Origin of the sequence: Kitasatospora albolonga, from assembly GCA_002082585.1 — a bacterium.
GTDB classification, from domain to species: domain Bacteria; phylum Actinomycetota; class Actinomycetes; order Streptomycetales; family Streptomycetaceae; genus Streptomyces; species Streptomyces stephensoniae.
Window position 1 is genome coordinate 2,598,386 of the sequence record CP020563.1, and the last position, 13,329, is coordinate 2,611,714.

A 13,329-nucleotide genomic window follows, 5' to 3' on the forward strand; every position below is an offset into this window, starting at 1 on the left:
GCTTTTCCGGAAGCGGCGAAAGGGGGGAGCCGGAAGCGGCGAAGGGGGAGCGCGGAGACGGAGAACGGGGGAGATCGGAGGATGATACGAGGGTTTCCTGGCGAAACGGGCACTATGGGAGAACTGACCGCACCCGAGGAGCCCCCACCGACATGAGCGACGCGCCACAGAACTGGGCCCCCCGGGACCCCTCAGTCTCCGGAAGCTCAGGAGGCCCGGGGAGCCCGGGAGGCCCGGGAAAGAAGAAGGGGCGCACGAAACGCCCCCGGAGGACCGGTTGGCGCCGCCTCTTCCCGACCTGGCGGATGGTCCTCGGCACCGTCCTGGTGGTCGGGCTCCTGCTCACCGGCGGGTTCTTCGCCGGGTACCAGCTCGTCGGCATCCCGGCCGCCAACGCCGGTGCCGACGCCCAGTCGAACGTCTACTTCTACAAGGACGGCACCGTCCTGGCCCGCGACGGCGAGGTGAACCGGGAGAAGGTCAGGCTCTCCCAGGTGCCCGACACCGTCCAGCAGGCCGTACTCGCCGCCGAGGACCGCGACTTCTACACCCAGCCCGCCGTCGACGTACGGGCCATGTTCCGGGCCGGGTGGAACACGGTGACCGGCAAGGGCAAGCAGGGCGGCTCCACGATCACCCAGCAGTACGTCAAGAACTACTACCTCGGCCAGGAGCGGACCGTCGTCCGCAAGGCCAAGGAGTTCTTCATCGCGATCAAGCTCAACCGCGAGCAGAGCAAGGACCAGATCTTCGAGGGCTACCTCAACACCAGCTACTTCGGGCGCAACGCCTACGGCATCCAGGCCGCCGCCCAGGCGTACTACGGCAAGAACGTCGAGGACCTCACCACCGCCGAGGGCGCGTACCTCGCCTCCCTCCTCAACGCCCCCAGCGCGTACGACGTCGTCGCCCGCCCCGGCAACAAGGCGGCCGCCCTCAGCCGCTGGAACTACGTTCTGGACGGCATGGTCAAGGAGGGCTGGCTCGACTCCGGCGAACGGTCCACGACCGAGTTCCCCGTCCCCGGCGAGGCCAAGCCGCCCAACGGACTCTCCGGCCAGCGCGGCTATCTGGTGGAGGCCGTCGAGGAGTACCTCACCGACAACGGGATCATCGACGCGGCGACCCTCGCCACCGGCGGCCACCGCATCACCACCACCCTCGACAAGAAGAAGCAGGACGCCCTGGTCGAAGCCGTGGAGCAGAACGTCATGAAGAAGCGGAGCGAGGACCGCGAGGCCGACCGGAACGTCCGCGTCGGCGGCGCCTCCATCGTCCCGGGCACCGGCGAGGTCGTCGCGATGTACGGCGGCATCGACTACACCCGGCAGTACGTCAACAACGCCACCCGCCGCGACTACCAGGTCGGCTCCACCTTCAAGCCGTTCGTCTTCGCCTCCGCCGTCGCCAACGGCTCCGCCACCCAGGACGGCCGGCGCATCACCCCGGAGACGTACTACGACGGCACCAACAAGCGGACCGTCCAGAGCTCCCAGGGCTCCACCGGTTACGAGCCCGCCAACGAGGACGACGTCGACTACGGGCAGATCACCGTCCGCACCGCCACCGACAAGTCCGTCAACTCCGTCTACGCCCAGATGGCCCAGGACGTCGGCCCGGAGAAGGTGCGCGAGACCGCCGTCGCCCTCGGCATCCCGGCGAGGACCCCCGACCTGACCGCCTCCCCCTCCATCGCGCTCGGCCCCGCCACCGCCAGCGTCCTGGACCTCACCGAGGCGTACGCGACCCTCGCCGACCACGGCCGGCACGGCCCGTACACCCTCGTCGACAAGGTCAGCAAGGACGGCACGGAGATCGAGCTGCCCGACCGGAAGACGGAGCAGACCGTCACCCGCGAGGCCGCCGACACCACCACCGCGCTGCTCCGCTCCGTCGTGGAGGGCGGCACCGGCTCCGCCGCCCAGGCCGCGGGCCGGCCCGCCGTGGGCAAGACCGGCACCGCGGAGGAGGACAAGGCCGCCTGGTTCGCCGGGTACACCCCCGACCTCGCGACCGTCGTCGCCGTGATGGGCCAGGACCCCGACTCCGGCGCCCAGACCCCGCTGTACGGAGCCCTCGGCCTGCCCCGCGTCAACGGCGGCGGCGTCCCGGCCGAGACCTGGGCCGCCTACACGGAAGCGGCCCTGCGCTCCTCCCCGGCCCAGGAGTTCGACCTCGAGACGGCCCCCGGCTCCGACGAACCGCAGGCCCCCTCCGGCGAGGAGACCGGAACCACCGGACCGGCCACCCCCGACCCGGACGGCTCCCCCTCCCGCACCTCCCCCAGCACCCCGGCCGACACCGCCCCGGCCACACCGGCCACCCCCGCCCCGCCGAGCAGCGACAACGGAACCGGAAGCGGAAACGGAAACGAAACCGGAGGCACCACAGGCACCACGGACGGCGGCACAGGCACCACCGGGAACAGCGACGAGAGCAACGGAGACAGAGACGGAGACGGAGACGGCGGTACGGGTGCCCTCGGCGGCGGCTTCATCGAAGGCATCCGCGGCGTCCGCCACGCGGACGGATAACCCGGCGGGTCAGTGCCCGGAAGTCGCCTTCAGCCCCACCACCGCGACCAGCAGCAGACAGACGAAGAAGATCCGGGCGGCGGTCACCGGCTCGTTCAGCACGACCATGCCGAGGATCGCCGCACCGGCCGCGCCGATGCCGACCCACACGCCGTACGCCGTACCGATCGGCAGCGTCTTCGCGGCATGCGACAGCAGCACCATGCTCGCCACGATCCCGAGGCCGGTGAACACGCTCGGCCAGAGCCGGGTGAACCCCTCGGTGTACTTCATCCCGATCGACCAGCCCACTTCGAGCAGACCGGCGATGATCAGCAGAACCCAGGCCATGACAGAACCTCCGACGACGAGCACACGGACAACTTCACGGGTGCGTCGTCTTTGCCTGCCCGGTACGGCGCGTCTCGTCGGGGTGGTTCCACCGTAGCAAGGAAAGGCGGGTGGGGTTGGTGACCATGGTCACCAACCCCACCCGCCTCCTACGGCTTACAAATACAGCCCGGTGGAGTCCACCGACCCCTCGAACCGGTCCGCCGCCACCGCGTGCAGATCGCGCTCCCGCATGAGTACGTACGCCACGCCCCGCACCTCGACCTCGGCGCGGTCCTCGGGGTCGTACAGCACCCGGTCGCCGGGCTCCACCGTCCGCACGTTCTGACCGACCGCGACGACCACGGCCCAGGCGAGCCGTCGCCCCACCGCGGCCGTCGCCGGGATCAGGATGCCGCCGCCGGAACGCCGCTCGCCCTCGGCGGTGTCGTTCCGCACGAGGACACGGTCGTGCAGCATGCGGATGGGCAGCTTGTCATCGTCGTGGGTGTTGCCCCGGGTCTCGTCGCTCACGCCCGCAACTTACCGTCACCGCCCCGCCGCGCACGCCCGAGGGGGCCTGTACGCGCCCCGGTGGCCCCGGGTCGGCGGACCGGTACGGGTGAGGGCCCGACCGGCCGGATGCGAGCGGACCGGTCAGGTGCGGCGGCGCTTCGAGACCGTGATCAGCCCCACCACGCCCACCACCAGCAGCGCGGCGGGGATCACCCGCTCCAGCCGGGGCGAGCCGTCCGCCGCGACGAACTGGGCCTTCACATCCGACACCGAGCGATTCACCGCCACGAACGCCCGGCCGGCCGTCCGGTCCACGTTCGCGGCCACCCTCGCCTTCGCGTCGCCGATGATCGTCTTCGGGTGTACCCGCACCCCGATCTCGTCGAGCACCACAGCGAGCTGCTCGCGCCTGCTGATGATGTCCGCCTCGATCTGCGCAGGGGTCCTGGCATCCGACACTGCGCCGCCTCCGTGGTCGTCTCTCCGGTGAACCTTCATGTGAGCCTTCGCCCACAGTCTGTCAGCTCGAACCTCCGCGCACCCGGCGGCACCCCTATTACGCTCGGTCCCGTCCGACCAGCGCACCACCCGAGGAGAACCACATGAGCGAGCGACTCAAGCCCGGCGACCCCGCTCCCGCCTTCACCCTTCCCGACGCCGACGGCAACGAGGTCTCGCTCGCGGACCACAAGGGCCGCAAGGTCATCGTCTACTTCTACCCGGCGGCTCTTACCCCCGGTTGCACCAAGCAGGCATGCGACTTCACCGACAACCTCGACCTGCTCACGGGCGCCGGGTACGACGTCATCGGGATCTCCCCCGACAAGCCGGAGAAGCTCGCGAAGTTCCGCGAGAAGGAGAACCTCAAGGTCACGCTGGTCGGCGACCCGTCCAAGGAGACCCTGGAGGCGTACGGCGCCTTCGGCGAGAAGAAGCTGTACGGCAAGGTCGTCACGGGCGTCATCCGGTCCACCGTCGTCGTGGACGAGGACGGCAAGGTGGAGCACGCCTTCTACAACGTCAAGGCGACCGGCCACGTGGCGAAGATCATCAGGGACCTGGGCATCTGACCCGCGCGGCAGCCCCCGGATGGGCCACCGGGGGCTGCCGGAACCGGACGCTCCCGGGCGGCCCCGTCCGGGGCCGCCCGCCCCCACCGCACCCCTCCTCCCCCGACCGGAACGATGTCGGGATCATGTGAGGGACATCGCATCGGCCCGTGAAGTCGGTTTGCGACCGCCACCACCGCGCAGAAGCCTTTCCTGGAACACCCTTCCGAGGAAAGGACCCGGCCATGGCGGCCCCCGACCCCACCCAGGCGGCCGACCCCGAAGCGGTCAAACGCCACCCCACGCTCTTCCGGGCCGCCCGGAAGCGCAAGAACCCGCGGCTGCGCCGGACGGACATCACCGTCACGGACGACGCCGCGGTGAAGCGTGCGGTGAAAGCGGCGTCGCTGGGCAACGCCATGGAGTGGTTCGACTTCGGTATCTACTCCTACCTGGCCGTCACGATCGGCCATGTGTTCTTCCCGTCCGGGAACGACACCACCCAGCTTCTCTCCTCCTTCGCGACCTTTGCCGTGGCCTTCCTCGTACGGCCGCTCGGCGGCATGTTCTTCGGCCCGATGGGTGACAAGATCGGCCGCAAGAAGGTGCTCGCGCTGACGATGATCCTGATGGCGGTCAGCACGTTCGCCATCGGCCTCATCCCCTCGCACGAGACGATCGGCGTCGGGGCGGCGGCCCTGCTGATCTTCTTCCGGATGCTCCAGGGCTTCTCGACGGGCGGTGAGTACGGGGGCGCGTCCACGTTCATCGCCGAGTACGCCCCCGACAAGCGGCGCGGCTTCTTCGGCAGCTTCCTGGAGTTCGGAACCCTGGCGGGATACGTCTGCGCGGCCGGCCTCGTCACAGCCCTCTACGCCCTCCTGGACACCCCGCAGATGGAGTCCTGGGGCTGGCGCATCCCGTTCCTCGTCGCGGGCCCGCTGGGCCTGGTCGGCCTCTACCTGCGACTGAAGCTCGACGAGACCCCCGCCTTCCAGAAGCTGGAGGGCGGCACGGCCCACGCGACCGAGGCGGCGGACGGCGTGGAGACGACGGCCAAGGGGGACCTGGCCAAGATCTTCCGGCAGTACTGGCCGACGCTGATCCTCTGCATCTGCCTGGTGGGCGCGTACAACATCACGGACTACATGCTGCTGTCGTACATGCCGACGTACCTCTCCGACGAGCTCGGCTACAGCGAGACGCACGGGCTGCTGATCCTGCTCGCGGTGATGCTCTTCCTGATGACGATCATCAGCCAGGTCGGCAAGCTCTCCGACCGCTTCGGCCGCAAACCGCTGCTGATGACGGGCATGCTGGGCTTCCTCTTCCTCTCCCTGCCCGCGTTCCTCCTCATCCGGATCGACGGCATCCTCCCGATCACGGTCGGCATGCTGATGCTGGGCCTCTCCCTGGTCTGCATGCTCGGCACGATGTCCGCGGCCCTGCCCGCCCTGTTCCCGACGCACGTCCGCTACGGCTCCCTGTCGGTGGGCTACAACCTCTCCGCGTCGATCTTCGGCGGTACGACCCCGCTGGTGATCACGGCCCTGATCAGCTGGACCGGCTCCAACCTGATGCCCGCGTACTACGCGATGGCGGCGGCCCTGGTGGGCGTGATCGCGGTCGCCTGCATGAAGGAGACCGCCCAACAGCCCCTGATCGGCTCCCCGCCCTCGGTCGAGACGGACGAGGAGGCGGCGGAACTGGTCCAGGCCCAGGCGCCGGAGCCGAAGTTCTGACCTCTACGGCCTGAGCCTCGCCGCCGCCACTCGCCCGGTACGATGACATGCGTCTGGCGGCGGTGGTGCAACTGGCGACACAGCAGACTTAGGATCTGTGGCCCGTGAAACGGCTTGAGGGTTCGAATCCCTTCCGCCGCACGGATGACGGCCTGCGAATCGAAGGAATGATTCGCAGGCCGTTCTCGTCCGGTACGCCCCGTCTACCCCACCAACTCCCGCACCACCGGCACCAGCGCCCGGAATGCCTTCCCCCGGTGGCTGATCGCGTTCTTCTCGGCCGGGGTCAGCTCCGCGCAGGTCCGGGTCTCGCCCTCCGGCTGGAGGATCGGGTCGTAGCCGAAGCCGTTCGTGCCGGACGGGGTGGGGCGCAGGGTGCCCAGGAGGCGGCCCTCGACGACGCGTTCGGTTCCGTCGGGGAGGGCCAGCGCGGCGGCGCAGGCGAAGTGGGCGGCGCGGTGGGGGGCGGCGATGTCGCCGAGCTGGGCCAGGAGCAGGGTGAGGTTGGCCTTGTCGTCGCCGTGGGTGCCGGACCAGCGGGCCGAGAAGATGCCGGGGGCGCCGCCGAGGACGTCCACGCAGAGGCCCGAGTCGTCGGCGATGGCCGGGAGGCCGGTGGCCCGCGCGAGGGCGTGGGCCTTGAGGAGCGCGTTCTCGGCGAAGGTGACGCCGGTCTCCTTGACGTCGGGGATGTCCGGGTACGCGTCCGCGCCGACGAGGTCGTGGTCGAGTCCCGCGTCGGCGAGGATGGCGTGCAGTTCGGTGAGCTTCCCGGCGTTGCGGGTGGCGAGGATCAGGCGCGTCATGCACCGATTATCGCCGTGCCGGGAGGGTGGGCCCTACGGTGTGCAGACCTTGCCGATCTCCGTCGCCGCGTCCGTCACCGGAGTGATGTCGGGGGTGGCGTCGCCCTTCTCGATGGACTCGCGCACGTTGGTGACGCCGTCCTTGAGGTCGTCGACCGCCTTGGAGAGGTCGGCGTCGTCCGTGGTGTCGCCGAGGTTCTTGAGCTCGCGGTCGATCTCGTCCAGGGCTTCGGATGCCTGGGTGATGTCCTCGGAAGCGCTGGAGACGGCCCGCTGGAGGTTGCCGACGCTGGTGGCGATGGCGTCGGCGGTGCGGACGCAGTCGAGCGCCTTGTCGAGTCCGGCGCAGCCCACGGCCGTGGTCAGCGTCAGCAGGGTGGCAGCGGTGGCGAGTGCGAGGCGTTGGTGGCGGCGCGAAGCCATGGTGCGGGTCCCTCCCCGGGGATCGGTACGCGGACGGGCGTACGGTTCGACCCGTACGCCCGTGCTCGTAACGACGCTGTGTCGTGCTTATTTGGTTGCTTCTTTACCCGGGGAAGGCGCGCCGCTACGCGTTCTGCGTGGTTGCGAGTGCGTCACGCTGGAGCGTGGCGAGGTCGACGCAGCCCGCGGTGGCCAGGTCCAGGAGCGAGCCCAGCTCCTTGCGGTCGAACGGGGCGCCCTCGGCGGTGCCCTGGACCTCGACGAAGCGGCCGTCCCCGGTGCAGACGACGTTCATGTCGGTCTCGGCCCGGACGTCCTCCTCGTAGCAGAGGTCGAGCAGCGGGGTGCCGTCGACGATGCCGACGCTGATGGCGGCGACGGTGTCAGTGAGCGGCTTGCGGCCGGCCTTGACGATCTTCTTGCCCTGGGCCCAGGCGACGGCGTCGGCGAGGGCGACGTACGCGCCGGTGATGGCGGCCGTACGGGTGCCTCCGTCGGCCTGGAGGACGTCGCAGTCCAGGACGATGGTGTTCTCGCCGAGGGCCTTGTAGTCGATGACCGCGCGGAGCGAACGGCCGATCAGGCGGCTGATCTCGTGGGTGCGTCCGCCGATCTTGCCGCGTACGGCTTCGCGGTCGCCGCGGGTGTTGGTGGAGCGGGGCAGCATGGAGTACTCGGCGGTGACCCAGCCCTCGCCGCTGCCCTTGCGCCAGCGCGGGACGCCTTCGGTGACGGAGGCGGTGCAGAAGACTCTGGTGTCGCCGAAGGAGATGAGGACTGAGCCCTCGGCGTGCTTGCTCCAGCCGCGTTCGATGGTGACGGGGCGGAGCTGTTCGGGGGTGCGGCCGTCGATGCGAGACATGGGGCCGACTTTATCCGTTGGCGGGGGTGGCTCCGTTCGGGTGTGTACGGGGGTGGCGCGGGAGGCCGTACGGAGCGGTTCGGGTGGCCCTGAAGGCTGTTCGGAGTGGTTCTGAAAGCAGCCCGGTGCGGGGCGGTACGGCGCAGGCCCCGTCACCCGGGGGGTGCGGGGCCTGCGGGGGCGGGCCCCAGGGGGCCTGCGGTGTCCGGCGAGGTGTCAGCCGGTCACATCATGTCTTCGATGTCGGCGGCGATGGGGTCCGCGTCGGTGCCGATGACGACCTGGATCGCGGTGCCCATCTTGACGACGCCGTGGGCGCCGGCGGCCTTCAGGGCGGCCTCGTCGACCTTGCTGGCGTCGTGGACCTCGGTGCGGAGGCGGGTGATGCAGCCTTCGATCTCGTCGATGTTCTCGATGCCGCCGAGCCCGGCGACGATCTTCTCAGCCTTGGTGGCCATGTCCTTCTCCCTGGTGTTCGCGTGCAGACGGGCCGCCCGCTGCGGGTCCGTTTCGTCACGGTAACGCACGGTTGGCCCAACTTCGCGGGCGGGTAACCGGACTATCACCAAAGATAACGATCACCGGTGCCCTGACTTCGGGGCGGGCCCCGGACCGTGACGCAACTGGTCTACACCAGTTTCCAACGACCGCCAAACGAGGCGTGTTCCGGGAAGGATGCCGATGAGTTCGAGCGCCGCTGCGGCACCGCAGCCAAAATGGTGGAACGGACCGGTCCAGGGCCTGCAGAAGGTCGGCCGCAGCCTCCAGCTCCCGGTGGCCGTCCTCCCGGCGGCGGGCCTGCTCGTCAGCCTCGGGAACCTCTTCTCCTCCTATCTGCACGGCGCCTTCTGGGAGAAGACCTCCAGCGTGCTGCTGAACGGCGGCGGGGCGATCCTCGACGGCAAGACGGGGCTGCCGCTGCTGTTCTGCATCGGCGTGGCCATCGGCTTCGCCAAGAAGGCCGACGGCTCCACCGCGCTGGCGGCCGTCGTCGGCTTCCTGGTCTACCGGGGCGTGCTCGGCGCGTTCCCGATGGACGGCACCGTGACGGACGAGCTGCCCCAGGGCGAGCCGCAGAACCCCGGCGTGCTCGGCGGCATCCTGATCGGCCTGCTGACCGCGGTCGTCTGGCAGCGCTACCACCGCACCAAGCTGGTCGACTGGCTCGGCTTCTTCAACGGCCGGCGCCTGGTGCCGATCCTGATGGCGTTCCTCTGCGTGATCCTCGGCGTGCTCTTCGGGCTGCTGTGGCAGCCGGTGGGCGACGGGCTGACCTGGTTCTCCAAGCAGCTGATCGACCTCGGCTCCTGGGGCGCGGCCATCTTCGGCTTCGCGAACCGCCTGCTGATCCCGATCGGCATGCACCAGTTCCTGAACACGTTCTTCTGGTTCCAGGCGGGCGAGTTCACCGGGGCGGACGGCCAGACCGTCCAGGGCGACATCTCCCGGTTCTTCGCCCAGGACCCGTCGGCCGGCCAGTTCACCTCGGGCTTCTTCCCGATCATGATGTTCGGCCTGCCCGCCGCCGCGCTGGCGATCACCCACTGCGCGCGGCCCGAGCGCCGCAAGGAGGTCGGCGGGCTGATGGTGTCGGTGGCGCTGACCTCGTTCGTCACCGGCGTGACCGAGCCGATCGAGTTCTCGTTCATGTTCGTCGCACCGCTGCTGTACGGCGTGCACGCCGTACTGACGGGGGCCTCGATGGGCATCACCTGGCTCCTGGGAGTGCACGCCGGGTTCAGCTTCTCGGCCGGGTTGATCGACTACGTCGTCAACTGGCATCTGGATACGAAACCGTGGCTGATCATCCCGATCGGCGCGTGCTTCGCGGTGATCTACTACGTGGTCTTCCGCTTCGCGATCACCAAGTTCGACCTCAAGACCCCCGGCCGCGAGCCGGAGGAGGTCGAGCGGGAGATCGAGAAGGATCTCACGAAGTAGCAGCTCGGAAGGGGTTTCCCCACCCCGCGCAAGGCCCTCGGACCACCCGGTCCGGGGGCCTTCGCCATGTCACCGAACGTACCGGCTCTGCTACCGCGAATGAGAAGGGAATTGAAGGTTCCTTATCTAACCCTCACCGTGCTACAACTGGTCTACACCACTGAGTGGTCCAGACCACGGCTGTCTGCCGCCGTCTGTCGAGTCGCCGCCTCCCCTCATCGATCGTCCGGGCGGCACCGTGTCCCATGGAGGAAGTTGATGACCACGGCTGAGACCGCACCCGCGGCCGAGAAGAAGAAGGGCGCAGGCGTGATGGCCGTCATGCAGCGCATCGGCCGCAGCCTCATGCTGCCGGTCGCCGTGCTGCCGGCCGCCGCGCTCCTGGTCCGCCTCGGCAACGACGACATGCTGGGCCGCGAGTCCTTCCCGGCCTTCATCACGAAGCTCGCGGGCTACATGGCCGCGGGCGGCGGTGCCATCCTCGACAACATGGCGCTGCTGTTCGCCGTCGGTATCGCCATCGGCTTCGCGAAGAAGTCGGACGGCTCGACCGCGCTCGCGGCCGTCACCGGCTACCTCGTCTTCCAGAAGGTGCTCGCCACCTTCACGGACAGCAACCTGCCGCAGGTCGCGAGCGTCGCCGACGGCAAGATCGTGATGAGCGACGCCCCCGTCAACGCCGGTGTCCTCGGCGGTGTCGTGATGGGTATCGTCGTCGCCCTGATCTACCAGCGCTTCTACCGGACGAAGCTGCCCGACTGGGCGGGCTTCTTCAGCGGCCGCCGCCTGGTCCCGATCCTCTCCGCCTTCGCGGGTCTCGTCATCGGTATCGTCTTCGGTCTGATCTGGCCGGTCCTCGGCGCCGGTCTGCACAACTTCGGTGAGTGGCTCGTCGGCTCCGGCGCCGTCGGCGCGGGCATCTTCGGTGTCGCCAACCGTGCGCTGATCCCGGTCGGCATGCACCACCTGCTGAACAGCTTCCCGTGGTTCCAGGCGGGCGAGTACAACGGCGCCCACGGTGACATCGCCCGCTTCCTGGCCGGTGACCCGAACGCCGGACAGTTCATGACCGGCTTCTTCCCGATCATGATGTTCGCCCTCCCGGCGGCCTGCCTCGCGATCGTCCACTGCGCCCGCCCCGAGCGCCGCAAGGTCGTCGGCGGCATGATGTTCTCCCTCGCGCTGACCTCGTTCGTCACCGGTGTGACCGAGCCGATCGAGTTCACGTTCATGTTCATCGCCCCGGTGCTGTACGCGATCCACGCGGTGCTGACCGGTGTGTCGATGGCCCTGACCTGGGCGCTCGGCATGAAGGACGGCTTCGGCTTCTCCGCCGGTCTGGTCGACTTCCTGCTGAACCTCGGCATCGCGTCGAAGCCGTGGATGCTGGTCCTGGTCGGCCTCTGCTTCGCGGTGGTCTACTACGTGGTCTTCCGCTTCGCGATCACCAAGTTCAACCTCCCGACCCCGGGCCGGGAGTCGGACGAGGAGCTCGCCGAGCTCCAGAAGGCCGAGGCGAAGTAGCCTCCGCCCCACCCCCGTACACACGGAACCCCCGCCTCCCTCTCCGTGAGGAAGGCGGGGGTTCCGTCGTATTCGGGAGCCGTACTCGGGAGCCGTACTCAGAACTCGTACACCGCTCCCGGCACCGCCAGTTCCACCGGCCCCGGGTAGGCCGCCCGGGCGTCCGCGAGGTTGCGGTTCTCGTCCGTCCACGGCGGGATGTGGGTCAGGACGAGCCGGCGGGCGCCCGCGCGGGCGGCGGCCTCACCGGCCTCCCGGCCGTTGAGGTGCAGGTCGGGGATGTCCTCCTTGCCGTCCACGAACGACGCCTCGCAGAGGAACAGGTCCGCGTCCCGGGCCAGCTCCTCCAGGGCGTCGCAGGTCCCCGTGTCGCCGGAGTAGGCGAGGGTGGAGCCGCCGTGCTCGATCCGGATGCCGAAGGTGTCGACGGGGTGGCGGAGCTTCTCCGTCACGACCGAGAAGGGGCCGATCTCGAAGGCGTCCGACTTCAGCGTGTGGAAGTCGAAGACCTCGCTCATCGCCCGGTCGGAGGGGGTGTCGCCGTGGGCGGCGGTCAGCCGCTGCTCGGTGCCCTCGGGGCCGTAGACCGGAAGGGGGACGGGGCGGGCGCCGTCGTGGCGGTAGTAGCGCACGACGAAGTACGCGCACATGTCGATGTAGTGATCGGCGTGCAGATGGCTGAGGAAGATCGCGTCGAGGTCGTAGAGACCGACGTGGCGCTGCAGCTCGCCGAGGGCTCCGTTGCCCATGTCGAGGAGCAGCCGGAAGCCGTCGGCCTCTACGAGGTAGCTCGAGCATGCCGACCCCGGGGAGGGGAACGAGCCGGAGCAGCCGACGACGGTGAGCTTCATGGAGCGTGAACCTCCGGAACATGGGAACGGGGAGGGTTCGTGCGGGAGAGGTCGTGCCGTTCCTGCCGGAACGTTTTGCGGTTCGTCGAGCGTAAGGCGCGAAACTCCGCGTCGCTCCTCTGCCGCCTGCCGTTGTGGGGCAACTCACCTGCTCTGTCACCGGTTCGATGGAAGCGCGTCCACGGCGGGCCCGGGCGCGGCGGCCGGGCGGGGCGGGGCCGTTCCCGGCGCGCCGGTACGGTCGGGGCATGGACACGTTCTGGTGGGTGGCGCTGGTCGCCGTGGTTCTGCTGGCCCTCGTCGCCGCGGTGGTGGACGGGCGGGGACGGTCGGGGCGGGGGCCGGGATCGCGGGGGCCCGGGTCGCGGCGGCCGGGGCGGCCAGGTGGATCGGTCCGGCCCCCGTCGCGGCCCTCCGGTCCGGCGGGACGCGGTGACGGGCGTACGCCGCGGGCGGGCGAGGTGTGGTGGGCCGATGTGCCGTACGAGGACGGGCCCGGGTCCAAGGACCGGCCGTGCCTGGTCCTCTCCGTACGGGGACGGGGGCGGGGCGCCACGGCGCTCGTCGCCAAGATCACCAGCAAGGACCACGGGGAGCGGCCCGGGGTGATCGCGCTGCCCGCCGGGACGGTGGGCGACCAGCGGGGGCGGCAGAGCTTCCTGGAGACGGACGAGCTGCGGGAGGTCCGGATCGCCGGGTTCCGGCGGAGGGCGGGGACCGTGGACGCGGAGCTGTGGGAACGGGTGCGGGGGCTGGGGGCGGGGTGAGGAAG

Annotated in this window: 14 protein-coding genes and 1 tRNA gene; 7 read left to right on the forward strand and 8 right to left on the reverse strand. The window is 69.8% G+C overall.

Translation table 11 applies throughout. The annotated features are described in order from the left end of the window. Positions 1-152: 152 nt before the first annotated feature. Entirely contained in the window at positions 153-2,534 is a 2,382-nt protein-coding gene (locus tag B7C62_11200; protein ID ARF72776.1) for a penicillin-binding protein, read from the forward strand. Positions 2,535-2,543: 9 nt separating this feature from the next. Here the strand turns inward: B7C62_11200 and B7C62_11205 are convergent, their stop codons facing one another. The 3 genes from B7C62_11205 to B7C62_11215 all read right to left on the reverse strand — a co-directional run bounded on the left by B7C62_11205 (position 2,544) and on the right by B7C62_11215 (position 3,818). Next, positions 2,544-2,864 carry a QacE family quaternary ammonium compound efflux SMR transporter gene (locus B7C62_11205; GenBank protein ARF72777.1) on the reverse strand — a complete coding sequence of 107 codons (321 nt, stop codon included), beginning with the start codon at positions 2,862-2,864 and terminating at the stop codon, positions 2,544-2,546. 156 nt (positions 2,865-3,020) lie between these two features. Further along, a complete protein-coding gene (locus B7C62_11210; GenBank protein ARF77100.1) occupies positions 3,021-3,323 on the reverse strand; it encodes a chaperonin in 303 nt (100 codons plus the stop codon). A 177-nt stretch (positions 3,324-3,500) separates the two neighbouring features. Beyond that, a complete protein-coding gene (locus tag B7C62_11215) occupies positions 3,501-3,818 on the reverse strand; it encodes a hypothetical protein (protein ID ARF72778.1) in 318 nt (105 codons plus the stop codon). A 143-nt stretch (positions 3,819-3,961) separates the two neighbouring features. Between B7C62_11215 and B7C62_11220 the strand changes: the two genes are divergently transcribed. The 3 genes from B7C62_11220 to B7C62_11230 all read left to right on the forward strand — a co-directional run bounded on the left by B7C62_11220 (position 3,962) and on the right by B7C62_11230 (position 6,291). After that, entirely contained in the window at positions 3,962-4,429 is a 468-nt protein-coding gene (locus B7C62_11220) for a thioredoxin-dependent thiol peroxidase (protein ARF72779.1), read from the forward strand. Between the two features lie 224 nt (positions 4,430-4,653). Next, positions 4,654-6,150 (forward strand): proline/betaine transporter, encoded by a 1,497-nt coding sequence (locus tag B7C62_11225; protein ID ARF72780.1) that lies wholly within the window; start codon positions 4,654-4,656, stop codon positions 6,148-6,150. Between the two features lie 56 nt (positions 6,151-6,206). Beyond that, positions 6,207-6,291: transfer RNA gene (locus B7C62_11230), tRNA-Leu, on the forward strand. A 62-nt stretch (positions 6,292-6,353) separates the two neighbouring features. Here B7C62_11230 and B7C62_11235 read toward each other — a convergent pair. From B7C62_11235 to B7C62_11250, 4 genes are all read right to left on the reverse strand, one after another. Continuing rightward, positions 6,354-6,956 carry a non-canonical purine NTP pyrophosphatase, RdgB/HAM1 family gene (locus B7C62_11235; protein ARF72781.1) on the reverse strand — a complete coding sequence of 201 codons (603 nt, stop codon included), beginning with the start codon at positions 6,954-6,956 and terminating at the stop codon, positions 6,354-6,356. 33 nt (positions 6,957-6,989) lie between these two features. Next, positions 6,990-7,379, reverse strand: a complete 390-nt coding sequence (locus tag B7C62_11240) for a hypothetical protein (GenBank protein ARF72782.1) — start codon at positions 7,377-7,379, stop codon at positions 6,990-6,992. Positions 7,380-7,503: 124 nt separating this feature from the next. Further along, positions 7,504-8,241, reverse strand: coding sequence for a ribonuclease PH (locus B7C62_11245; protein ID ARF72783.1), 738 nt, complete (start codon positions 8,239-8,241; stop codon positions 7,504-7,506). Positions 8,242-8,465: 224 nt separating this feature from the next. Further along, complete coding sequence (locus B7C62_11250) at positions 8,466-8,768, reverse strand: PTS sugar transporter (GenBank protein ID ARF72784.1); 303 nt, start codon at positions 8,766-8,768, stop codon at positions 8,466-8,468. Between the two features lie 154 nt (positions 8,769-8,922). Here B7C62_11250 and B7C62_11255 point away from each other — a divergent pair, with 154 nt between their 5' ends. Together B7C62_11255 and B7C62_11260 are read left to right on the forward strand one after the other, a co-directional pair. Further along, entirely contained in the window at positions 8,923-10,182 is a 1,260-nt protein-coding gene (locus B7C62_11255) for a PTS lactose transporter subunit IIC (protein ARF72785.1), read from the forward strand. A 258-nt stretch (positions 10,183-10,440) separates the two neighbouring features. Next, positions 10,441-11,706, forward strand: coding sequence for a PTS sugar transporter subunit IIA (locus B7C62_11260; GenBank protein ID ARF72786.1), 1,266 nt, complete (start codon positions 10,441-10,443; stop codon positions 11,704-11,706). A gap of 98 nt (positions 11,707-11,804) precedes the next feature. Here the strand turns inward: B7C62_11260 and B7C62_11265 are convergent, their stop codons facing one another. After that, positions 11,805-12,557: an MBL fold metallo-hydrolase gene (locus B7C62_11265; GenBank protein ARF72787.1), complete on the reverse strand. Its 753-nt coding sequence runs from the start codon at positions 12,555-12,557 to the stop codon at positions 11,805-11,807. A 248-nt stretch (positions 12,558-12,805) separates the two neighbouring features. Between B7C62_11265 and B7C62_11270 the strand changes: the two genes are divergently transcribed. Beyond that, positions 12,806-13,324 carry a transcriptional modulator of MazE/toxin, MazF gene (locus B7C62_11270; GenBank protein ARF72788.1) on the forward strand — a complete coding sequence of 173 codons (519 nt, stop codon included), beginning with the start codon at positions 12,806-12,808 and terminating at the stop codon, positions 13,322-13,324. The last annotated feature ends 5 nt before the right edge of the window (positions 13,325-13,329 follow it).